Source organism: Blastomonas sp. CCH9-A1, from assembly GCF_001557175.1.
Taxonomy (GTDB): domain Bacteria; phylum Pseudomonadota; class Alphaproteobacteria; order Sphingomonadales; family Sphingomonadaceae; genus Blastomonas; species Blastomonas delafieldii_A.
Genome location: NZ_LSHM01000032.1, coordinates 138,033 through 157,974, shown reverse-complemented (window position 1 = coordinate 157,974; position 19,942 = coordinate 138,033). Strand labels below are relative to the sequence as shown.

Genomic DNA, 19,942 nt, shown 5'->3' with positions numbered 1-19,942 from the left:
CAGGGGCGCAAGGGGCATGGGTGCCCCGTGTTGAGGATCTGCCATGACTGCACAACCCCGCGAAAACCTCTCCGGTCTCGACCTGCGCGCCGAGATCGACCGGCTGCGCAAGGAGAAGAACGCGGTCATTCTGGCGCATTACTACCAGAAGCCCGAATTGCAGGATATTGCCGATTTCGTCGGGGATTCGCTGGAACTGTCGCGGATCGCGGCGGACACCGATGCGGACGTGATCGCCTTTTGCGGCGTCAAGTTCATGGCCGAAACCGCCAAGATCCTGTCGCCCGACAAGATCGTCGTGCTGCCCGATCTCGACGCGGGCTGCAGCCTTGAGGACAGCTGCCCGCCGGACAAGTTCGCCGCGTTCCGCGCGCAGCATCCGGATCATATCGCGCTCACCTATATCAACTGCTCGACCGAGGTGAAGGCGCTGTCCGACATCATCGTCACCTCGTCCTCGGCGGAAAAGATCTTGAGCCAGATTCCTGCGGACCAGAAGATCATCTTCGGCCCGGACAAGCATCTGGGCGGCTATTTGCAGCGCAAGCTGGGCCGCGAGATGCTGCTCTGGCCGGGCGTGTGCATCGTGCACGAGGCGTTCAGCGAGACCGAGCTGCTCAAGCTCAAGGCGCAATATCCCGACGCGCCGGTCGCCGCGCACCCCGAATGCCCGGCCCACATTATCGACCATGCCGATATGGTCGGATCGACCAGCGCGATCCTGAAATTCGCCAAGGAAACGCCGAGCGAGGTGGTGATCGTCGCGACCGAGCCGCACATCATCCACCAGATGGAAAAGGCGGTGCCCGAAAAGACGTTCATCGGCGCGCCGGGCGCGGACGGCAACTGCAACTGCAATATTTGCCCTTACATGGCGCTGAACACGATGGAAAAGCTCTATGTCGCGCTGCGCGATCTGGAGCCGCGGATCGAGCTGGACGAGGAGCTGCGCCTCCAGGCGAAGAAATCGCTCGACCGGATGCTCGAAATGGCGAGCAGCACGGTGGGGCAGGGCGATCTCGGTCGCCCCGATCTCGCGCATCAGGGCTGACCGGCCCCGGCGCCGCCGGCGCTATTTGTGCACCGCATTGCGCCCCGCCATCGCCGAATAGAAGGCGAAGGCGGGGGCCATGTCCTTTTCGTAATCGCCGGTGGGGTGGATCACCGGGCCCAGGCCTGCGCGCCGGTTGCCATAATCCATGAAGCCGCAGACGATCGGCACGCCCGCGCCATGCGCGATGCGGTAAAAGCCGGTGCGCCAGGCATCGACCGTCTTGCGCGTGCCTTCGGGCGCGATGGTCAGGATGAAGTCCTCGCGCGCGGCGAACTCGGCGATCATCTGCTGCACCATGTCACCCGCCGCGCTGCGATCGACCGGAACGCCGCCCATCTGCCGCATGAAATTGCCGAACGGCCAGCGGAACAGCGAGGTCTTGGCCATGAAATGCGTCTGCAGGCCCAGCTCGCGGGTCACGCCCATATAGTTAGGAAAGTCCCAGTTGCTGGTATGCGGCACCGCGATGATGACATAGCGCCGCTCGGGCGGTGGCGTGCCCACAGCCGTGAACCGGTGGCGGCGATAGATGAACATCAGCAGTGCATAGAGTGCGCGCGCCATCCAGCCGAGATGCGCGGTCGATGGCTCGCGCGAGCGCGACGCCTGGCTTGCCTTGGTCATCCTACCCCCGGTCGCGCCTTGCCGCTTGCAGCGAGATAGCCGTAGCGGCAGGCACCTGTCGCCTAGTGACGCAATCGCGCGGCGAGATCAACCGCACGACAATCGGCGCCGATAAATTTGGTATCACATCGATCAGTCATATTGTGTGCAATATAATTGATCCCTACATAACTGTCATACCCGGACAAAAAGGAGCCGAAAATGAGCACTCTCTACACCACCCGCGTCAACGCCTATGGCGGCCGCAGCGGCACCATCAAGAGCGAGGACGGCATTCTCGACCTGGCGCTCGCCATGCCCAAGGAACTGGGCGGCAAGGGCGGCGCGACCAACCCCGAACAGCTGTTCGCCGCGGGCTATGCCGCCTGTTTCGAAAACGCCGTCATCCATGTGACGCGCGGTAAGGCGGAGCAGGTCAAGGACAGCGATATCGAGGTCGCCGCCGAGGTCAGCCTGCTGCCGACCGAACAGGGCGGCTTCCAGCTCGCCGTCGCGCTCGAGGTCGAGATCACCGGCGTCGATCAGGCCAAGGCCGAGGAGATCGTTCAGGCAGCGCACGCCGTCTGCCCCTATTCGAACGCCGTGCGCGGCAATGTCGACGTCAAGATCAGCGTGTTCGCGCAATGACCGGCACGGTGGCAGCGACGGGCGATGATCCGCTTCTGCTCGATCGGCAGGTGTGCTTCCCGCTCTACGCTGCCACCAACCTGCTGAACCGGCTCTATGGCCCGGTTCTCAAGCCGCTGGGGCTCACCTATCCGCAATATCTGGTCATGCTGGTGCTGTGGGAAGACGAGCCGCAGACGGTCGGGTCGCTGGGCGCGCGGCTGTATCTGGACAGCGGGACTTTGACCCCGCTGCTCAAGCGGATGGAGGCGGCTGGCCTGGTCAGCCGTACCCGCGATGCCGAGGACGAGCGGCGCGTGCTTATCGGCCTGACCGAGCGGGGCAGGGCGCTGCGGGCTGACGCGCTGCACGTGCCCGAGACGATCGCGGGCGGCCGCTCGCCCGAGGGGCTCGACGAGCTTCGCGAGGGCGTGCGCAGACTGGTTGCGATGCTGGCTGCCCCTGGCGGGGTCGGCTGACCGCGCTCAGCGGCGCTTGCGGAAGGGCCAGTCGGTGACCCCGCCTGCCCAGAGCGCCCACCAGATGATCACGGGCTGCAGCATCAGCCGCGGGCCGTGATAGGTCCAGGGAAGCCGCATGCCGCCGATCGCGATGTCATTGATCGCGTGGTTGAAATTGGCAGGCCACACGCACAGGGCATAGAGCGCAAGGCCGATGCCTGCGGCAAAGCGCAGCCGCGGGATCATCAGCCCGACCGCGCCTGCGATTTCCGCGACCCCGGTCCAGAACACCACCGCGTGCGGGCTGGGCACCCAATCGGGCGTGATCGCGACAAAACCCCCGGGCGAGCGGATGTGGATGACCCCGGCAGCGAAATAGATCAGCGCCAGCAGCCAGCGAAATCCGGTGCGGACGGGCGATTGGCGCGGCATAACGGTCAGCGTTTGCGGACGAACTCGGCGCGCAGCACCAGGCCCTTGATGCCGTCGAACCGGCAGTCGATTTCCTGCGCGTCGCCGGTCAGCCGGATCGCCTTGATCAGCGTGCCGCGCTTGAGCGTCTGGCCCGCGCCCTTGACCTTCAAGTCCTTGATCAGCGTGACCTGATCGCCATCGGCGAGCAGATTGCCGACCGCATCGCGGACCTCGACGCCCTCATCGCGCGGCGCAGCGACCGCTTCGCCGGGAGCGATCCATTCGCCGCTCGCCTCGTCATAGACATAGTCTTCGCCATCCGGGGGTAGCATCAGCGGTCTTTCAGCTCTTCAGGGTCACGATGTTCAGCCCGCCGGGCTTGGTCGAAGGGTTGGAGGCGTTCTGGGGCTTGGGCTTTTCGGCCTTGGGCTTGCGGACTTCGCGGTTCGATTTCTTCTGGCCCTTAGCCATGGTCTGTTCCTTGTCCAGGCGGTGCGCCCGGATCACCGCCATAGCGCCAATCGCCGTGCAAAGCGCGACAATTCGCGAGCATGGCACAGCCTCGGTTTCGCAAGCGCGTTACAGGAGACAAGGCTCAGGCGTCACAGTTCTCCGAAGCTTTTGGAGATGTCCGCTGTTGGGGAAAGTCTCAAACAGCACGAATGGCAACAAATGGGTGGAAAGCAGACATGCCCAAAAAGCATTGCTTAACCGGCGCAGGCTAAGCGTGTGAAAGTCCTGCTTGCGTTTGATTTGATGGTTCCTGCGTCATCAAACTCGAAACGCATTGATGGTTCTTTCCTCCTTTCGGATGCCTGGAGGACGTTCGCTGTCGCTTTGCACCGCGCCTGCCGCAAAACTGGATTGAATTTGAGCGAGCGCAGATCAATGGTGCGGAATTTCAATGGAGAGACCGTTGGTTTATCTGATTGGCTACAAATGCCCGTGGGAAAAACATCCGATGATGCACTTTTTGGATGGAGATCCATCTAAACTGGAATGGCTAGAAGATATTGGCCCGATAACGACGCCTCTAATAAGTCCTACTGCGAAAGCCCTTGCAGGATTCGAATCAGTACGACCAATATACCAACACGGCTTCAATGGATTTCTCGCAATAAAGTGCCGGACTTTGAAGGTCCACCGGGCTTTATCTGCGTCTCCTCGCGCTTCAAGGAAGTGGTCGAGCGGTTCGAGCCCGAGGTACACCAGTTCTTTCCGATCACAGTGGTGAACAACGCGAAAGAAAAGGTCGCTGAGCGCTGGCTGTGGGTGGTGTGCAACCGGATCGACGGCGTTGATCGCGAGCATACGACATTGGTGCTCAAGAAAGGAGCTCTATGGATGTCGAATTGGTTGGAGGATGGCGAACGAGTGCGGATATCTGATGCCAAACTCTATCACAGCAAGAAGCAGACCGAAGGATATCATTTCTGGCGCGACAAGCACCTGATGGGTGGTGGCATTTACGCCTCCGATGAGGCTGCGGAAGCCTTGCTTTCACTTAATCTAGCTGCCTTTGCTGCCAGCAAACTGGAGACAGTGTGATGGCTTGTGGCGAAGCCCCGTCCGCCCGCTTTGGAGCATCACGCGAATTGGTCGAAGAGGCAATGCTTGAGCTTGCGCCTTATGTCCGCTTTGGGGTCGATGAGAGAACTTCCGCTTTTGTCCGCACGGAGACCAAAGCTGCCATTCCACTATGACCGTCAGAGTGCCCATTCCGAAAGCCAACGACAGCCACCCCTACCAGCCCCAGGGGGCAGGCGGTGGGGCGACCGGCTGCGTGAGGTCGAATTCGACGCGGAAGTTGCGCGAAGCGGGTCCGTCGGGGCGGCGCAGGGCATAGGCATAGGTGCGCGCGTCGATACCCACGATCCAGCTGTTGGTCACCGATGCGCCGAGGCCCTGCGCGCGGAACGTCGCGATGCTTTCGGCATCGACCGGGAATATCTGCTGGCCGGGTGTTCCGGGGCTGGCGGTGTCGCCGCCGTACTGGGTGACCTTGTCGATGCTGCCGTCCTCGTGGCGGTGATCGTGCTTGAGGCGCAGGCCCGTCCCGGTCCGGGTGATGATCCAGGTGCGCGATCGGTTCCAGCCGCCGTTCGCGGTGCCGACATGGAAGGGGATTTCCATCCGGTTTGCGCTGCAGGCGCGGAAATGGACAATCATCGGCTTGCCGGCGAGATCGGCATCGGCAGGGTCGGTGCTCACCAGCCGTCCGGGATAGGCCTTGCCGCAATGCTGCGCGAGGCTGGCCATGAACGCAGCCTGCGGGTCAGCGGGGGGCAGGGTGGTGGCGCAACCGGCGAGCGCGAACAGCAGCAGAGCAAGGGCGGACCGGGTGTGCAGACGGGTCATTCCGCCACGCTGGTCGATTGCGGCGCTGTTGTCGAGCCGGGGGCAATCTTGCGCACCCGCTTCTTGCGCGCGGGCGCGGGCTTGTTGGCACGGTGCTTCTTCGCCGCCTTGGGGATCGGCGCATCGGGGCCGTCGGGCTTGGGCTTGAACCGGCACAGGTCCGCGACCGGGCAGCGCCAGCATTCGGGCTTTCGTGCCTTGCAGATATAACGACCGTGCAGGATCAGCCAGTGATGGCCGTGCACGCGGAACGGGCCCGGCGTGCCCTTGTCGAGTGCGCGCTCGACATCGATCACGGTGCGCCCCGGCGCCAGCCCGGTGCGGTTGCCGACGCGGAAGATATGCGTGTCGACCGCAAAGGTTTCCGCCCCGAACGCCGCGTTGAGCACGACATTGGCGGTCTTGCGCCCGACGCCGGGCAGCGCGGTCAGCGCATCGCGATCCTCCGGCACCTCGCTGCCATGCCGCTCGATCAGCGCCTCGGACAGTGCGATGACGTTCTTCGCCTTGCTGTTGAACAGCCCGATCGTCTTGATGTGCTGCTTGAGGCCTTCCTCGCCCAGCGCCACCATCTGCTCGGGCGTCTTGACGCTTTCGAACAGCGCGCGCGTCGCCTTGTTGACGCCGATATCGGTCGCCTGGGCGGAGAGCACCACCGCGACCAGCAGCTGGAAATGGTTGCCATATTCCAGCTCGGTCACCGGTGCGGGATTGGTTTCGGCGAGGCGGCGGTAGAATTCGAAAGTGTCGGCCTTGTTCATGGCGCCGCTTGTGCCAGAGCCATGTCCACCGCGGCAAGGGCGTGCAGCGTGGTCGTGTCGAACAGCGGCACGGCGCTGTCCTCCTCGCGCACCAGCAGCATGATCTCGGTACAGCCCAGGATGATCGCCTGCGCGCCGGCCTCTGCGAGCCGCGCCATGATCGCGCGATAGGTGGTGCGCGACTCTTCGGTCACGATCCCGCGCACCAGCTCGTCATAGATGATTCGGTGCACGTCCTGCCGGTCCGCCGCTTCTGGGACGATCACGTCCAGCCCGTACCGCTGCGCCAGCCGATCGCGCAGGAAAGGCTGTTCCATGGTGAAACCGGTGCCCAGCAGCCCGACCTTGGCTAGCCCCTTGGCTGTTATGGCGCTGCCGACCGGATCGGCAATGTGCAGCAGCGGGATGCCGATCGCTGCCTGAACCGCATCGGCCATCAGGTGCATGGTATTGGTGCAGACGACCAGCAGCTCCGCCCCGCCGCGTTCGGCTTGGCGTGCAGCAGCAATCATTCGCTCGGTCAGCGCATCCCAATCGCCAGCATGTTGCAGCGCCTCGATCTCGGCGAAATCGACCGAGACCATCACGCTTGCCGCGCTGTGCGTGCCGCCGAGTCCCTCGCGCACCGCCTGGTTGATCAGGCGATAATAATGCGCCGAGCTCTCCCAGCTCATCCCGCCGAGCAGGCCGATGGTGCGCATCAGGGATTGGCCGTGGCGGTCGCTGGCTTGCCTGCGGGATGCTTCGCCTTCCATTCCATCGCGCTGCGCACGCGGCGCTCGACCGAGGGGTGCGTGTAGAACAGCATTTCCTGCAAGGGATGCGGGCGCGGGTAGCGATATTCGGCGGTCTTGACGAGCGCACCCGCCAGAGCATCGGGCAGGTTGACCATCTGCAGCGAATAGGCGTCGGCCTCGCTCTCGCCGATCCGGGTCAGCGCATTGGTCACCGGCAGCGCCAGCGTGCCCAGGATCGACAGCACCAGCATCAGCACCGGCAGGCCGCGCGGATCGGATATATCGGTGGTCGGGCTGCCCAGCGCGCGGGCAAGGCGCGGGTGCAGGCGATCGGCAAGGAAGAACAGCACGACCACGAGCAGGCTCAGCACCCCGACCGAGCGCCAGACATGGCCGAGCACATAATGGCCGATCTCGTGCCCGGTCACCGCGCGCACCTCGTCGAGCGAGGCCTGTTTCAGCGCGACATCCGAGATGGCGATCCGCGCGGCGCTGCCGATGCCGGAGACGTTCGCGGTGAAATTGTTCGATTGGCGCGATCCGTCATAGATGAAGATCCTGTCCGCCGGGATATCGACCTGGCGTGCCATATCGAGCACCGCATCGCGCACCGGTCCCTCGGGAATCGGCTTGTACTGGTTGAACAGCGGCTCGATCAGGCTCGGCGCCAGCAGCAGGCCTGCCGATACCGCCGCCGCGGCAAGGCCGGCGGACCAGAGCCACCAGGTCTGGCCGGTACGCCGCATCAGCGCATAGACGCCGAGCAGAAACAGGCTGCCCATCACGGTGCTGATCGTCATCGCGATCGCGCCCTGGCTCAGGAAATCGCCGAGCGGCTGGCTGGTCAGGCCATAGCTCTTTTCGTGCCACCAGTCCGAATAGATCGTCCAGGGCAGGCCGAGCACGGTGGAGGCTACCGAGAAGCCTGCGACCGTCAGCAGGGTACGCAGCGCCCAGCCGCGCCGTTCCAGGCGCGCCCAGATGCGATCGGTGAGCTTCAGCCGCACGAGAATCAGGGTGACGACCAGTGTGACGACCAGCCCGCCCAGGATCATCCATTCGCTCGATGCCGTATAGGCGGCGGCCTTGGCGAGCGCTTCCGCGCCCAGCCCGTCGATATACGCCCTGGTTGCCGCTTCCGGATCGAATGCCATGCCTGCCCCGCTGTATTGCTGTTATAACACAGGCTTAAGCGGAGGCGTGATGGTCGTCAAGCCAGCCCCAACACCTGCGGCATGGTGTAACGCCCTGCCGGCTGGTCGTGCAGCCACAAGCACGCCCTGACTGCACCGCGCGCGAACACCATCCGGCTTTCGGCGCGATGGGTGAGTTCGATCCGCTCGTTATCGCCCGCCAGATAGACGGTATGGTCGCCCGCGACCGATCCGCCGCGCAAGCTCGCAAAGCCGATCGCCCCGCGTGCCCGTGCGCCGGTCACGCCATCGCGCCCGCGCTCGCTGTCGCGTGCGAGGTCGAGCCCGCGCGCCCGCGCTGCCGCCTCGCCCAGCAGCAAGGCAGTCCCAGAGGGTGCATCGACCTTGTGGCGGTGGTGCATTTCGGCAATCTCGATATCCCAGTCCTCGCCGAGCCGGATCGCGGCTTCGTGGACCAGATGCGCGAGCAAGGTGACGCCGAGCGAGGTATTGCCCGTCTGCAGCACGGCGATGTGATCGGCAGCGCTGTCGATCAGCCAGTGATGGCGTTCCTCCAGCCCCGTGGTCCCGATGACGATGGGCACATTCGCCGCGACCGCCGCGTCGAGATTGGCCTCGAGTGCCTGGGGGACCGAGAAATCGACCAGCACGTCGCTCTCCTTTGCCAGCGCCAGCGGATCGCCGCCCTGATCGATGCCGCCCGAAACGCTTGCGCCGCCCTCCGCAATCGCGCTTTCCAGCGCCTGGCCCATGCGGCCCGCAAGCCCGATAATCCCGATACGCGTCATCCGTCTTTCCTCAGACTGTAATTCGCCCGGCCAATGCCCTATTGCCTGGCTCATGGCAAAGATTCCCAGCATCGTCATCCTCACCGGCGCCGGCGTGAGCGCGGAAAGCGGCATCGACACCTTCCGCGCCGAGGGCGGTCTATGGGAGCAGCACCGGGTGGAGGATGTCGCCACGCCCGAGGCGTTCGTGCGCGATCCCGATCTGGTGCTGCGATTCTACGACATGCGCCGCGAGGCGATCCAGACCAAGCAGCCCAATGCCGCGCACGAGGCGCTGGCCCGGCTCGATGCCGAATGGCCGGGCGAACTGCTGATCATCACCCAGAATGTCGACGATTTGCACGAGCGCGCTGGTGCAAGCCGGTTGCTGCACATGCACGGCACGCATCTGACCGCCTGGTGTCTCGCCTGCGATGCGCGGCCCGAATGGCGCGAACCGCTGATCGACCGGCCCGCCTGTCCCGAATGCGGCGTGGCCGGGCAGCTGCGCCCCGATATTGTCTGGTTCGGCGAGATGCCGTACGAAATGGAGCGGATCTACGAAGCCGTCGGCGCGTGCGACCTGTTTGTCTCGATCGGTACCTCGGGCGCGGTCTATCCTGCTGCGGGCCTCGTGCGCGAGGCGCGGGCGCGCGGCGCGATGACGCTAGAGCTCAATCTCGAGCCGAGCCAGGGCAGCTATTTCTTCCACGAATCGCGCCACGGCCCGGCGACGAAGCTGGTGCCCGAATGGGTCGGCGAGATGCTGGGTCAGGGATGATGCGCGCAGGGCCCTCCCTCTCGATGGGGGAGGGTTGGGTGGGGGTGATCGTGCCGGATCATGCCTGGGCGCCAACTGGCACCACCACCCTCACCGCTGCGACAAGGTGGCAAAGCCACCAAGTCTCGCTGCCTCTCCCATCGAGGGAGAGGCGGGTAACGCGCACGCTTTCCCTCCCCAAGAAGAGGGGAGAGGCCTAGCCGTTCACCGTCACCACCAGAAACAGCGTCCAGCCGATCGCAACCGCATAGGCGATCCAGGTGCCGATGACGCCCAGTGCCCGCAACCGCGGCGGCTTGCCGGGGCCGTGGGGCTGGTGCAGACCGATGATATGCGCAGCGCGGGCCGCCAGAAACAGCACCGCCAGCCCGGTCAGCGGCCAGTGGCTGGCATTCGCCATCTCGAGCAGCCCGATCAGGATCACGAACAGCGGCGCATGTTCGGCGAGATTGCCATGCGCGCGGCTCGAACTGATCAGCCCGGCATCGCCCGCATCGCCGAACGAGGCCTGGGTGCGGAAGCGTGCGCGCACGGTCGCGATGGCGGTGGCGAGCAGCATGATCGCGCAGATCGCGGCGGTCAGCGCGGTAACGGGCAGGGTCATCGGCATCCTCCCAGATGAGGAGCCGACTATGCCGCCGGGCTCGCGCCCCCGCAAGCCTTGCACTCGGGATCCTTGGCAATCTTCAGCGTGCGCCAGAGCGGGCTGAGGCCATCGATCAGGTGCAGCTTGCCGCGCGGATCGTCGCCAAATCCGGTGATCGCGCGCACGACCTCCATCGCGGCGAACGCGCCCACTAGGCCGACCATCGCGCCGAGTACGCCCTGCTCGGCGCAGGTATCGCAATCCTCGGCATCGAACGCGTCACCGACAAAGCAGCGATAGCAGGGCGCATCGGGCAACCAGCCGCGAAACGTGCCGATCTGCCCCTGGAAACGCCCGATCGCCGCGCTGACCAGCGGGATGTGCAAGGCGGTGAGCGTATCGGAGACGAGCAGCCGCGTCGCGAAATTGTCGGTGCCGTCGAGCACGACATCGGCTCCGGCGAGCAGGGCGGTGGCATTGTCCGCGCTCAGCCGCTCGGGCAGGGCGGCGACCTGCAATTCGGGGTCGAACCGCCGGACCCAGGCGGCCGCGACCTCGGCCTTGGATTGCCCGACATCTGTGGGCGTGAACAGTGTTTGGCGCTGCAGGTTGGAAAGATCGACTGCATCGCCATCGATCAGCGTCAGCTTCCCGATGCCGGCGGCGCCGAGATATTGCAGCGCCGGACAGCCGATTCCACCCATGCCGACCAGCAGGACATGCGCTGACGCGAGCTTCGCCACGCCCACGCCGCCGATCTCGGGCAGCACGATATGCCGGGCATGGCGTTCGAGCTGGGTGGGGGAAAGCGGCATGCGGCGAACGTCCTCATTGAACCGCGCGAATGCCGAAAAGGCCATCGTCATTCCCGCGAAAGCGGGAATCCCGCTCGGGTCGGCGCTATAGCGGGATTCCCGCCTTCGCGGGAATGGCGAAATTGTTGGGCTGGTGCCGCGTCAGCTTTCCAGCTGCTGCAGCAGCGCGCGTACGTCGCCATCCATATCGGCATCGCGCGTGCGCAGGTCCTCGATCAGGCGGACGGCGTGGATGACGGTCGAATGATCGCGTCCGCCGAACTTGCGGCCGATCTCGGGATAGGAGCGCGGGGTCAGCACCTTGGCGAGATACATCGCCACCTGGCGCGGGCGCACCACGGCGCGTGCGCGGCGCTTGGACGACATTTCGGCGCGATCGACCTTGTAGAACTGGCAGACGGCGCGCTGGATCTCGTCGATGGTGATCCGTCGGCGGTTGGCGCTCAGGAGGTCCGAGAGTTGCTCCTCGGCCAGCGCCAGCGTCACCTTCTGCCCGGTGATCTGGGCATAGGCCATCAGCTTGTTGAGCCCGCCGACCAACTCGCGGACATTGCGGCTGATCGTGCGTGCGAGGAATTCGGTCACGTCTTCGGGAATCTCGCCCATCCGCATCTGCTCGACCCGCGCGCGCAGGATCGCGCGGCGCAGTTCGATATCGGCAGGCTGAATGTCGGCGACCAGGCCCATGGCGAGCCGCGAGAGCAGCCGCTGATCCACCCCGTCCAGCGCCTGCGGCGCGCGGTCCGAGGTGACGACGAGGCGCTTGCCTGCGCCCAGGATCGCATCGATCGTGTGGAGGAATTCCTCCTGGGTCGAATTCTTGCCGATGATGAACTGGATGTCGTCGACCAGCAGCATGTCGAAGCTGCGCAGACGCGCCTTGAATGCCATTGAATCGCCGCGCTGAATGGCACTGACGAAATCGTTCATGAACTTTTCCGCCGGGCAGTAGCAGATGCGCGCCTGCGGATTGATCTCGGCATAGGCATTGCCGATCGCGTGGAGCAGGTGCGTCTTGCCCTGGCCGGTCGCGGCCTTGAGGTAGAGCGGGCTGAACAGCGGCTTTTCGGCTGCGGCCATGCGCTGCGCGGCGTTGAACGCGAGCACGTTCGACTGACCGGTGATGAAGCCCGAGAAGAGCTGCGAGGGATCGAGCGCGATGCGGTTGCCGCTTTCGGCAGCGCGCGGCGCGGCCGCGATCGGCGCCACCGGGGCGGCCACGCGCGGGCGTGCGATCTCGGCTTCACGCGGCGCGGCGGCAATGGCGACGCTGCGCACTTCGGGGCGCACGATCTTCCAAGCCAGGGCCAGACGGTCGGCAAAGCGCTCGCGCACCCAGTTGGCGGAAAATTCAGACGGCAGGTGCAGGTGCAGCTGGCCCGAGGCAGGCTCGAAGCTGCCGGGACGGATGGGGCGGATCCACTGGGTGTGGATCTGTGCACCCAGATCCTTGCGCAGACCTTCGCTGATCTCGTTCCAGTCGGCCGCCCAGTCTGCCGCGCCGCTCGAATCACTGAGTTCGATCATGCCTGAATGCCACTTCTTGTATCTTGGTCAGCACCGGTACCGCCGGTCATCGCTGACAAGGGGTCCGGCGGAACCTGATGGTTCTGCCGGATGGGACGGAAAACGGCGGGCAACCCTTGACTTCGGTTGCACCCCAGCCGTTGCGGAATGCTAGTTCAGGCGCCCTCGGCCAGGGTCCGGCCAGCGCGAGCTGGCACAGGCGGCATGCCGGGCGGCATAGCCGGGCAGGCGTGCAGAGTCACATCCGGGATGATCCCGGTCCATCCAGTGCAGTGGCAATCCGACCCAGTTACGCAAAACCTGCTACCTCCCCCTCGCTTGCATCGCATCAGGGCCTATCCCTGGCGCAATGATCTTCCCTGTGTGCCGCCCAACCCCTTGGTCAGCACGGGAAACCGTCCCAAATCTGGGGCACAAAAGGTGCTCACCGAAAAACACATGGGTCTTTCGATCAATGTATCCACCAGTTTGTGCAATGGAGAGCTTGGCTGATCGCTCGGCTCTCGACCCTGATGTAGCCGTGGAAAAACGAGTCGAGCAAGAGCCGCCGGGTAAAAAAAATGAAATAATGGCGCTTGACTCGGTTAACGCGAGGATATTGCTGGATTCACATTGATTATAATTCAAATTCAATGACTTAGCCGGAGGCATGTTACCCCTGCCGAGCCGAATCGCAGGAAATGCGTCAGTTGCCCGATGGGGCGTGTGACGGATCCATTACCGTTATGTCACAAAGCCGACGCGATGTTGCAAACACTGTCAAGAACACTGGACGCACGAAAAATCCGCCTGCCCTGACGGGCGGCGGATCATCGTGTCCGAAAGACTGGAAGCGGGCAGGGCGTTGGCGCCGCCACCCGATTCGCCATCAGGCCAGAGCGGCGAGCCGCTTGGTCAGGCGCGAGAACTTGCGCGAGGCGGTGTTCTTGTGCAGCACGCCCTTGGCAACGCCGCGGGCCAGCTCGGGCTGTGCGCTGGCGAGAGCCGCCTTGGCCGCTTCCTTGTCGCCGGCGTCGAGGGCCGATTCGACCTTCTTGACGAAGGTGCGGATGCGACCGATGCGGTTGCCGTTGACGACGGCACGACGCTCGTTCCGGCGGATGCGCTTCTTGGCTTGCGGCGTATTGGCCATAGTTTCTCACACGTCTTTCAATTGGCGATCACGGCTGATCGGCGGATTTGGGGTAAAGCAGATTGGCCGCCCGGTGGCGGTGCCAGCGCTTTGAAGCCGCTGCCGTTAGCGATTCTCATGGCCCACGTCAATGTCTCAATGCCGCCCGGTGGGGCGATCGCGGCTATTTCTGGCAGGAACGGCACCAGAAGGTCGATCTGCCCGATTGCACCAAGCGCTCGACCGTGCCGCCACAGGGGCAGGCCTCACCCTCGCGCCCGTAAACCCGCCATTGCTTGGCGAAATAGCCCAGTTGCCCGTCGGGCCGGGCATAATCGCGCAGGGTCGATCCACCTGCCAGAATGGCATCGGCCAGCACCGCCTTGATCGCGGCGACCAGCGGTTTCAGCTTGGCAGGGCCGATCTGCCCGGCAGCCCGCAGCGGCGAGATTCGCGCCATGTTGAGCGCCTCGCAGACATAGATGTTGCCCAGCCCTGCGACGATTCGCTGGTCGAGCAGCATCGCCTTGATCGGCGAGGCGCGACCGGCCAGCGCGGCCCGTAGATAGGCAGGGGTGAATTCGTCGCCCAGCGGCTCGGGGCCCATCGCGGCAAAAGGGGCGAAACCTGCGAGCGCATCGGTCGTCACCAGGTCGACCGAGCCGAAGCGGCGCGGATCGAACAGCGAGAGGCGGTGCCCCGATTCGGTCTCCATGACCAGATGGTCGTGCGCGCCGATATCCTCGGGATCGATCCGCCAGCGCCCGGACATGCCGAGGTGGAACACCATCGAATCGCCCCGGTCGGTGTCCAGCAGTCCGTATTTGGCGCGCCTGCCGAGCGAGATGATCCTCGCGCCCGTCATCCGCTGGCCGAGATCGGCCGGAAAGGCGCGGCGCAGGTCCGCGCGGCGCGCAACGACGCTGGTCAGGCGCACGTCCTGCAGCACGGCAGCAAGCCCGCGCACGGTGGTTTCGACTTCGGGAAGCTCTGGCATAAAAAGGCCCGTTATCAGGCTTTGCGCTGGGCACAAAGATGCTTACATGGCGCTCATGAGCGAGACAGTGCCCTTTGGCTATCAGGATATCGACCCGGCGGAAAAGCAGGGCCGGGTTGGCGGCATATTTTCCAACGTCGCGGCCAAATATGACATCATGAACGACGCGATGTCGGGCGGCATGCATCGGTTGTGGAAGGATCGCTTCGTGCGCCGGGTCAAGCCGCGTGCTGGCGAGGACATTCTCGACATGGCGGGCGGCACCGGCGACATCGCCTTTCGCATGGTCAAGTCGGGCGCGAACGTGACCGTTGCCGACATCAACCAGGACATGCTCGATGTCGGCATCGAGCGCGCAGTCGAGCGCGGCGAGGACCGGCTGGTCTGGTCGTGCCAGGATGCCGAGAAGCTCAAATTCCCCGACCGCAGCTTCGATGCCTATACGATCGCCTTCGGCATCCGCAACGTCACCTATATCGACAAGGCGCTGGCCGAGGCGCACCGCGTGCTGCGCTATGGCGGCCGCTTCTTCTGCCTCGAATTCGCGTCGACCGAATGGCCGGTGTTCGGCGAAGTCTATGATGCCTATTCGCACCATCTGATGCCGCGCCTGGGCCAGATGATCGCGGGCGATGCCGACAGCTATCGCTATCTCGCCGAATCGATCCGCCGATTTCCCAAGCCGCCGGTGTTCGAGCAGATGATCAGGGACGCCGGGTTCACCGCGACCAAGGTCGAGCAGATCCTGGGCGGCGCGGTCAACATTCACAGCGGCTGGAAGGCGTGATGGGGGAAGGGCCGGCTGAACGGCGGGGGTTCGGCATCCGCCCATGACCCGTCCGCGCACGCATATCCTGCGGCTCCTGAAATGGGGCCGCATCCTTGCGCGCCATGGGGCGCTCAAAGGGCTCGAGGCCGCGCCGCAGACCCCGCCCGAGGTGCGCCGCCTGTTCCGCCTCGCGCGCCTTGGTGCCAGCGTGCCCGCCGTGCCCGATTATGCCGGGGCCTTCCGCGCGATCGGCCCGGCGGCGATCAAGCTCGGCCAGACGCTTGCCACCCGGCCCGATCTGGTCGGCGAGGAAGCCGCGAACAATCTGCTCACCCTGCAGGACAGCCTGCCGCCGGTGCCGTTCGAGGACATCCGCGCCGAGATCGAGCAGGGGCTGGGCGGCCCGCTGGAGAAATTCTTCGAATTCGTCGAGCCGATGCCGGTCGGCGCGGCTTCGGTCGCGCAGGTGCATCGCGGGCGCACGACCGACGGGCGCGACGTCGCGATCAAGGTGCTGCGCCCCGGCGTGCGCAAGAATTTCGCGCGCGACATCGACACCTATGAATGGGCTGCCGCGCATCTCGAATCGCTGGGCGGCGAAGCCTCGCGCCTGCGCCCGCAGCTCACCATCGCCAATTTCAAGCGCTGGACCCTGCGCGAGCTCGACCTGCGCCGCGAGGCGGCGAGCGCGTCGGAGCTTGCCAGCGCGATGGATGGCCATCCGGGCTATCGCGTGCCCCAAATCGACTGGGATCGCACCTGCGGCACGGTAATGACGCTCGAATGGATCGACGGCATCAAGATTTCCAACCGCGAAGCGCTGATCGCCGCGGGGCATGACCTGCCCGATCTTGCGCGCCGGCTGGTGCTCGCCTTCCTGCGCCAGGCGATCGCGGGCGGATTCTTCCATGCCGACATGCACCAGGGCAATCTGTTCGTCGCCCCCGATGGCACGATCGTCGCGATCGATTTCGGCATCATGGGCCGCATCAACCGCCAGGCGCGTTTCTGGCTGGCGGAAATCCTCTATGGTCTCACCACCGGCAACTATCGCCGCGTCGCCGAAATCCATTTCGAGGCGCAGTACGTGCCGAGCTATCACAATGTCGACGAGTTCGCGACCGCGCTGCGTGCCGTCGGCGAGCCGATGCGCGGCAAGCCGGTGAGCGAGCTGTCGGTCGGGCAGATGCTCGACGGGCTGTTCGCGATCACGCGCGATTTCGACATGAAGACCCAACCGCACCTGCTGCTGCTGCAGAAGACGATGGTGATGGTCGAGGGCGTCGCGACCCAGCTCGACCCCAATATCAACATGTGGGATGTCGCAGCGCCCTATGTGCGCGACTGGATTCGCGGTGAGCTGGGCCCCGAGACGCTGCTTGCCGACCGGATCAACACCGATGTCGCGACGCTCTTACGCCTGCCCGACCTGATCCGCCGCCTCGAAGAGCGCGTACCCAGAAAGGGCGGCGCGCCCGAACCGCCGCCAGTCCCGAAAATCCCGCTGATCTGGGACCGCAAGCGCCGCGCGCGCGGGGGTGGCGGCTTCTGGAGCCACCTTGCGGCTTTGCTGATCGGTGCGGGCGCAGGCGCGGCGGCGCTACTGGCCTGGGTGCATTAGCCACTGGTTGCTCTCTCCCCCATGGGGGAGAGATACGAAGGCTCGCCGATGTATCGGCTAGCCGAAGTTGAGAGGGGCTAGTCGAGCGCCAGGGTGGCGCAATCCCCCCTCCCAACCCTCCCCCCTGAGCCGTAAGGCGAGCGAAGCTCAACGGGAGAGGGCTTCACTGTCCGCCGCCCGCTCGCACCACCAAGCCACCTGCTCCCCTGCGAAGGCATGGAGCCATCTCCCGAGCGTTGCGCCGGGCGCGAAAGCAGGAGATGGATGCCTGCCTGCACAGGCAAGCGGGGAGGGGATGGCGGCTTTGCAACCAAGCGGAAAAATTCCTGCCATTCAGCAACCGACCCCGATGCGGGCATCAATGGACGGCTGGGCTTTCAGAATTCAGATGGCGGGAAAAATTCGTGCGAATTGTCTCGATATCTTGGATGGGTCATCAGCCATTTTCCAAGTTTATGAAGCTCTTCTTCGTATTTTTTAACCGCAGCGGTTTCGCAGCCGACTTTAGTTAGGAAGAAGTCTGGGCTTGGTTGCACCCAATAATTCCCAGTCGATGAGTATCGCGGATAGGTTTTGACACTTCCATCTGGCCTCTTCGTCGCTTGGATGCTTACCGAAAAGCCCCGTATCCGATCCGTCCCTTTGACCTGTTTTGGCGCAAAATTACCCCTCAAAACAAAAGCGACCACATCTCCACGATTTTCACCGAACCGTGGAGTTTGTCCTATTGCAACGAGTGTATGCTCAACGCCCGGGCATTCATAACCGTGAAGGTCAGGGCGAAATTTTTTGAGAATATCATAGGTGTGTCTGTCTGGGCGCGTACTTTGGGAATCAACAAAATAATTCTCGATCCATTTGATAGGCACAAACAGACGGGTTTCCCCAACTCGAATGATTCGGATGCCCTCCGGCAACGCCTCTCCGCTTTCGTAAAACAGTTCCTTCGGCATAGCTTCGCAGTTTGGCGGTTTCGGTGGCGGGTTCTCAAGTCGCTCGCTCTCCCGTGCTTTCGGAGGTAGCGCAAACCAGACCGTTGCAGTTGCAAGGACCAATATCGCGACAGCGGTCAAAAAATGTTTCAGCATAGCGTAAAACTCGAGCGCCCCCCAGTTCTGCACTGATAAGATATCGATAAAAATATTTGATTAAACGCTCACGCTGACTGGCAACAAGCCACCCAATAGCAGCCATCCGCGTGTTGCCGCTGGTTGCCTGAAACCAGACACCCAACCGCAACCCTACCCCGCCACCCCCAGCACCGCCCTCAACAGCCCCGGAAACCTCTTATCTACCTCCTCGCGCCGCAGCGTGTTCATATGCTGCACGCCGGCTATCCGCGTGTGCACCAGCCCGGCGCTGCGCAGCACGCGGAAATGGTGGGACATGCTCGATTTCGGGCGGCCGCCGTCGAGCGCGGCACAGCTCGCTTCGCCGTCGCGGGCGAGCTGGCGGACGATGTCGAGCCGCACCGGATCGCTCAGCGCGTGGAGCAGATGCTCGATCGAAACGTCGGCAAGGTCGGGATGGGCATAATTCCTCATGCGCCCTTATATAGCGTGGTGCTCTTGAATATCCTATAGTTCGATTATATACGAACAATCAAACCTACCCCCACCCCCTATCCAAGGACATTTCCCCCATGACCAATCCCAGCCCCGGCACCGACGCCCCGCTGTTCACCCCGTTCAAGCTCAAGTCGATCACACTGCGCAACCGCATCGCGGTCTCGCCCATGTGCCAATATTCGGCGACCGAAGGCGTCGCCAATGACTGGCACCGCTCGCATCTCGTCTCGTTCGCGCGCGGTGGCGCAGGGCTGGTCGTGGTCGAAGCCTCGGGCGTGTCGCCCGAAGGCCGGATCACGCCCGCGTGCCTTGGCATCTGGAACGACGAACAGCGCGATGCGCTCGCGCCGATCGTCGCCGAGATCAAGAAAGCGGGCGCTGTCCCCGGCATCCAGATCGCGCATGCCGGGCGCAAGGCCAGCGCCAATGTGCCCTGGGAGGGCGACGACCATATCGCCGAAGGCGATCCGCGCGGCTGGGAGCCGATCGCGCCGTCGGCGGTTGCGTTCGGCGGTGGCCTCAACCGCACCCCGCGCGAGATGACGCTGGACGATATCGAGCGGGTGAAGGCCGATTTCGTCGCCGCGGCGATCCGCGCGCGCGATGCGGGCTTCGAATGGCTGATGCTGCACTTTGCGCATGGCTATCTCGCGCAGAGCTTCTGGTCGCGCCATTCGAACCAGCGCACCGACCAGTACGGCGGCAGCGCCGAAAATCGCGGGCGCTTCCTGCTCGAAACGCTCGAAGCGGTGCGCGCGGTATGGCCCGAGCATCTGCCGCTGTCTGCCCGTTTCGGCGTGCTCGAATATGACGGGCAGGACGAGGAAACGCTCAAGGAATCGATCGCGCTTGTCGGCGAGATGAAGGCGCGCGGGCTCGATTTCATCGATGTCAGCATCGGCTTTTCGACGCCTGCCGCGCAGATCCCCTGGGGTCCGGCGTTCATGGCGCCGATCGCGCGCCGGGTGCGCGAGGAGACGGGCCTGCCCAATGCCACCAGCTGGTACATCGGCACGCCCGAAAACGCCAATGGGATGGTCGCCGATGGCGATGTCGATCTGGTGATGATGGGCCGCCCTCTGCTCGAGAATCCGCACTGGCCCTATCAGGCCGCACGCGAACTCGGCGTCGACAATGCCAGCTGGACGCTGCCTGCGCCCTATGCGCACTGGCTGGCGCGCTATCGCTCAGCCTGACGCAAAAAAGCGCCCAAAAAAAGGGGAGGCGGATC

At 64.2% G+C, this 19,942-nt stretch carries 24 protein-coding genes; 8 read left to right on the top strand and 16 right to left on the bottom strand.

What is annotated here, in order from left to right; genetic code table 11:
- Nucleotides 1-43: 43 nt before the first annotated feature.
- Nucleotides 44-1,051: a quinolinate synthase NadA gene (gene nadA / locus AX725_RS10470; RefSeq protein ID WP_060979082.1), complete on the top strand. Its 1,008-nt coding sequence runs from the start codon at nt 44-46 to the stop codon at nt 1,049-1,051.
- A 21-nt stretch (nt 1,052-1,072) separates the two neighbouring features.
- Here nadA and AX725_RS10465 read toward each other — a convergent pair whose 3' ends face one another.
- On the bottom strand, nt 1,073-1,678 hold the full coding sequence (locus tag AX725_RS10465) for a lysophospholipid acyltransferase family protein (protein WP_060979081.1): 606 nt from the start codon (nt 1,676-1,678) through the stop codon (nt 1,073-1,075).
- 201 nt (nt 1,679-1,879) lie between these two features.
- On the opposite strand from AX725_RS10465, the gene AX725_RS10460 reads away from it, so the two are divergent.
- Together AX725_RS10460 and AX725_RS10455 are read left to right on the top strand one after the other, a co-directional pair.
- Nucleotides 1,880-2,305 (top strand): organic hydroperoxide resistance protein, encoded by a 426-nt coding sequence (locus tag AX725_RS10460; RefSeq protein WP_060979080.1) that lies wholly within the window; start codon nt 1,880-1,882, stop codon nt 2,303-2,305.
- Nucleotides 2,302-2,763 (top strand): MarR family winged helix-turn-helix transcriptional regulator, encoded by a 462-nt coding sequence (locus tag AX725_RS10455; protein ID WP_060979079.1) that lies wholly within the window; start codon nt 2,302-2,304, stop codon nt 2,761-2,763. Before AX725_RS10460 ends, AX725_RS10455 begins: the two co-directional genes overlap by 4 nt.
- A gap of 6 nt (nt 2,764-2,769) precedes the next feature.
- On the opposite strand, the gene AX725_RS10450 is transcribed toward AX725_RS10455, so the two are convergent.
- From AX725_RS10450 to AX725_RS21635, 3 genes are read right to left on the bottom strand one after another with little or no spacing between them, the layout of a single operon-like run.
- Nucleotides 2,770-3,177: a DoxX family protein gene (locus AX725_RS10450; RefSeq protein WP_081097121.1), complete on the bottom strand. Its 408-nt coding sequence runs from the start codon at nt 3,175-3,177 to the stop codon at nt 2,770-2,772.
- Between the two features lie 5 nt (nt 3,178-3,182).
- Nucleotides 3,183-3,491 carry an alkylphosphonate utilization protein gene (locus AX725_RS10445; protein ID WP_060979078.1) on the bottom strand — a complete coding sequence of 103 codons (309 nt, stop codon included), beginning with the start codon at nt 3,489-3,491 and terminating at the stop codon, nt 3,183-3,185.
- Nucleotides 3,492-3,501: 10 nt separating this feature from the next.
- Nucleotides 3,502-3,630 (bottom strand): hypothetical protein, encoded by a 129-nt coding sequence (locus AX725_RS21635; RefSeq protein WP_269454092.1) that lies wholly within the window; start codon nt 3,628-3,630, stop codon nt 3,502-3,504.
- 651 nt (nt 3,631-4,281) lie between these two features.
- On the opposite strand from AX725_RS21635, the gene AX725_RS10440 reads away from it, so the two are divergent.
- Complete coding sequence (locus AX725_RS10440; RefSeq protein ID WP_066044415.1) at nt 4,282-4,707, top strand: imm11 family protein; 426 nt, start codon at nt 4,282-4,284, stop codon at nt 4,705-4,707.
- A 195-nt stretch (nt 4,708-4,902) separates the two neighbouring features.
- Here the strand turns inward: AX725_RS10440 and AX725_RS10435 are convergent, their stop codons facing one another.
- From AX725_RS10435 to dapB, 5 genes are read right to left on the bottom strand one after another with little or no spacing between them, the layout of a single operon-like run.
- A complete protein-coding gene (locus tag AX725_RS10435; RefSeq protein WP_060976916.1) occupies nt 4,903-5,517 on the bottom strand; it encodes a hypothetical protein in 615 nt (204 codons plus the stop codon).
- Nucleotides 5,514-6,278: an endonuclease III gene (nth, locus tag AX725_RS10430; RefSeq protein WP_060976915.1), complete on the bottom strand. Its 765-nt coding sequence runs from the start codon at nt 6,276-6,278 to the stop codon at nt 5,514-5,516. The genes AX725_RS10435 and nth overlap by 4 nt, the downstream gene beginning before the upstream one ends.
- Nucleotides 6,275-6,979 (bottom strand): aspartate/glutamate racemase family protein, encoded by a 705-nt coding sequence (locus AX725_RS10425; RefSeq protein WP_060976914.1) that lies wholly within the window; start codon nt 6,977-6,979, stop codon nt 6,275-6,277. The genes nth and AX725_RS10425 overlap by 4 nt, the downstream gene beginning before the upstream one ends.
- A complete protein-coding gene (locus tag AX725_RS10420) occupies nt 6,979-8,169 on the bottom strand; it encodes a M48 family metalloprotease (RefSeq protein WP_060976913.1) in 1,191 nt (396 codons plus the stop codon). Before AX725_RS10420 ends, AX725_RS10425 begins: the two co-directional genes overlap by 1 nt.
- Before the next feature lie 56 nt (nt 8,170-8,225).
- Nucleotides 8,226-8,957 (bottom strand): 4-hydroxy-tetrahydrodipicolinate reductase, encoded by a 732-nt coding sequence (gene dapB / locus AX725_RS10415; RefSeq protein ID WP_060976912.1) that lies wholly within the window; start codon nt 8,955-8,957, stop codon nt 8,226-8,228.
- A 52-nt stretch (nt 8,958-9,009) separates the two neighbouring features.
- Here dapB and AX725_RS10410 point away from each other — a divergent pair, with 52 nt between their 5' ends.
- Entirely contained in the window at nt 9,010-9,717 is a 708-nt protein-coding gene (locus tag AX725_RS10410; protein ID WP_060976911.1) for an NAD-dependent deacylase, read from the top strand.
- 196 nt (nt 9,718-9,913) lie between these two features.
- Here the strand turns inward: AX725_RS10410 and AX725_RS10405 are convergent, their stop codons facing one another.
- The 5 genes from AX725_RS10405 to mutM all read right to left on the bottom strand — a co-directional run bounded on the left by AX725_RS10405 (nt 9,914) and on the right by mutM (nt 14,753).
- A complete protein-coding gene (locus tag AX725_RS10405; RefSeq protein ID WP_066044413.1) occupies nt 9,914-10,321 on the bottom strand; it encodes an MAPEG family protein in 408 nt (135 codons plus the stop codon).
- A 26-nt stretch (nt 10,322-10,347) separates the two neighbouring features.
- Complete coding sequence (locus AX725_RS10400; RefSeq protein WP_060980356.1) at nt 10,348-11,118, bottom strand: HesA/MoeB/ThiF family protein; 771 nt, start codon at nt 11,116-11,118, stop codon at nt 10,348-10,350.
- Between the two features lie 141 nt (nt 11,119-11,259).
- Nucleotides 11,260-12,645 (bottom strand): chromosomal replication initiator protein DnaA, encoded by a 1,386-nt coding sequence (gene dnaA / locus AX725_RS10395; RefSeq protein ID WP_060980352.1) that lies wholly within the window; start codon nt 12,643-12,645, stop codon nt 11,260-11,262.
- Between the two features lie 868 nt (nt 12,646-13,513).
- Nucleotides 13,514-13,777: a 30S ribosomal protein S20 gene (gene rpsT, locus AX725_RS10390; RefSeq protein WP_060980353.1), complete on the bottom strand. Its 264-nt coding sequence runs from the start codon at nt 13,775-13,777 to the stop codon at nt 13,514-13,516.
- Nucleotides 13,778-13,940: 163 nt separating this feature from the next.
- Nucleotides 13,941-14,753: a bifunctional DNA-formamidopyrimidine glycosylase/DNA-(apurinic or apyrimidinic site) lyase gene (gene mutM / locus AX725_RS10385; protein WP_060980354.1), complete on the bottom strand. Its 813-nt coding sequence runs from the start codon at nt 14,751-14,753 to the stop codon at nt 13,941-13,943.
- Between the two features lie 55 nt (nt 14,754-14,808).
- Between mutM and AX725_RS10380 the strand changes: the two genes are divergently transcribed.
- Nucleotides 14,809-15,540, top strand: coding sequence for a class I SAM-dependent methyltransferase (locus AX725_RS10380; protein ID WP_060980357.1), 732 nt, complete (start codon nt 14,809-14,811; stop codon nt 15,538-15,540).
- A gap of 43 nt (nt 15,541-15,583) precedes the next feature.
- The gene (ubiB, locus tag AX725_RS10375) at nt 15,584-17,143 is read left to right on the top strand and encodes a 2-polyprenylphenol 6-hydroxylase (protein ID WP_060980355.1); all 1,560 of its coding nucleotides are present in this window, start codon (nt 15,584-15,586) and stop codon (nt 17,141-17,143) included.
- 377 nt (nt 17,144-17,520) lie between these two features.
- Here ubiB and AX725_RS20925 read toward each other — a convergent pair whose 3' ends face one another.
- Nucleotides 17,521-18,231, bottom strand: coding sequence for a hypothetical protein (locus AX725_RS20925; RefSeq protein ID WP_156440465.1), 711 nt, complete (start codon nt 18,229-18,231; stop codon nt 17,521-17,523).
- Between the two features lie 153 nt (nt 18,232-18,384).
- Complete coding sequence (locus AX725_RS10365; RefSeq protein ID WP_066044434.1) at nt 18,385-18,687, bottom strand: ArsR/SmtB family transcription factor; 303 nt, start codon at nt 18,685-18,687, stop codon at nt 18,385-18,387.
- Between the two features lie 98 nt (nt 18,688-18,785).
- Between AX725_RS10365 and AX725_RS10360 the strand changes: the two genes are divergently transcribed.
- A complete protein-coding gene (locus AX725_RS10360; RefSeq protein ID WP_060979800.1) occupies nt 18,786-19,907 on the top strand; it encodes an NADH:flavin oxidoreductase/NADH oxidase in 1,122 nt (373 codons plus the stop codon).
- Nucleotides 19,908-19,942 lie beyond the last annotated feature (35 nt).

Coding starts and splice junctions, on each gene's coding strand:
- AX725_RS21635 (WP_269454092.1), bottom strand. CDS start 3,630: ATGGCTAAGGGCCAGAAGAAATCGAACCGCGAAGTCCGCAAGCCCAAG.
- dapB (WP_060976912.1), bottom strand. CDS start 8,957: ATGACGCGTATCGGGATTATCGGGCTTGCGGGCCGCATGGGCCAGGCG.
- mutM (WP_060980354.1), bottom strand. CDS start 14,753: ATGCCAGAGCTTCCCGAAGTCGAAACCACCGTGCGCGGGCTTGCTGCC.
- AX725_RS10465 (WP_060979081.1), bottom strand. CDS start 1,678: ATGACCAAGGCAAGCCAGGCGTCGCGCTCGCGCGAGCCATCGACCGCG.
- AX725_RS10460 (WP_060979080.1), top strand. CDS start 1,880: ATGAGCACTCTCTACACCACCCGCGTCAACGCCTATGGCGGCCGCAGC.
- AX725_RS10410 (WP_060976911.1), top strand. CDS start 9,010: ATGGCAAAGATTCCCAGCATCGTCATCCTCACCGGCGCCGGCGTGAGC.
- AX725_RS10400 (WP_060980356.1), bottom strand. CDS start 11,118: ATGCCGCTTTCCCCCACCCAGCTCGAACGCCATGCCCGGCATATCGTG.
- AX725_RS10455 (WP_060979079.1), top strand. CDS start 2,302: ATGACCGGCACGGTGGCAGCGACGGGCGATGATCCGCTTCTGCTCGAT.
- ubiB (WP_060980355.1), top strand. CDS start 15,584: ATGACCCGTCCGCGCACGCATATCCTGCGGCTCCTGAAATGGGGCCGC.
- rpsT (WP_060980353.1), bottom strand. CDS start 13,777: ATGGCCAATACGCCGCAAGCCAAGAAGCGCATCCGCCGGAACGAGCGT.
- dnaA (WP_060980352.1), bottom strand. CDS start 12,645: ATGATCGAACTCAGTGATTCGAGCGGCGCGGCAGACTGGGCGGCCGAC.
- AX725_RS10405 (WP_066044413.1), bottom strand. CDS start 10,321: ATGACCCTGCCCGTTACCGCGCTGACCGCCGCGATCTGCGCGATCATG.
- AX725_RS10425 (WP_060976914.1), bottom strand. CDS start 6,979: ATGCGCACCATCGGCCTGCTCGGCGGGATGAGCTGGGAGAGCTCGGCG.
- AX725_RS10445 (WP_060979078.1), bottom strand. CDS start 3,491: ATGCTACCCCCGGATGGCGAAGACTATGTCTATGACGAGGCGAGCGGC.
- AX725_RS10380 (WP_060980357.1), top strand. CDS start 14,809: ATGAGCGAGACAGTGCCCTTTGGCTATCAGGATATCGACCCGGCGGAA.
- AX725_RS10450 (WP_081097121.1), bottom strand. CDS start 3,177: ATGCCGCGCCAATCGCCCGTCCGCACCGGATTTCGCTGGCTGCTGGCG.
- AX725_RS10435 (WP_060976916.1), bottom strand. CDS start 5,517: ATGACCCGTCTGCACACCCGGTCCGCCCTTGCTCTGCTGCTGTTCGCG.
- AX725_RS20925 (WP_156440465.1), bottom strand. CDS start 18,231: ATGCTGAAACATTTTTTGACCGCTGTCGCGATATTGGTCCTTGCAACT.
- nth (WP_060976915.1), bottom strand. CDS start 6,278: ATGAACAAGGCCGACACTTTCGAATTCTACCGCCGCCTCGCCGAAACC.
- nadA (WP_060979082.1), top strand. CDS start 44: ATGACTGCACAACCCCGCGAAAACCTCTCCGGTCTCGACCTGCGCGCC.
- AX725_RS10360 (WP_060979800.1), top strand. CDS start 18,786: ATGACCAATCCCAGCCCCGGCACCGACGCCCCGCTGTTCACCCCGTTC.
- AX725_RS10365 (WP_066044434.1), bottom strand. CDS start 18,687: ATGAGGAATTATGCCCATCCCGACCTTGCCGACGTTTCGATCGAGCAT.
- AX725_RS10420 (WP_060976913.1), bottom strand. CDS start 8,169: ATGGCATTCGATCCGGAAGCGGCAACCAGGGCGTATATCGACGGGCTG.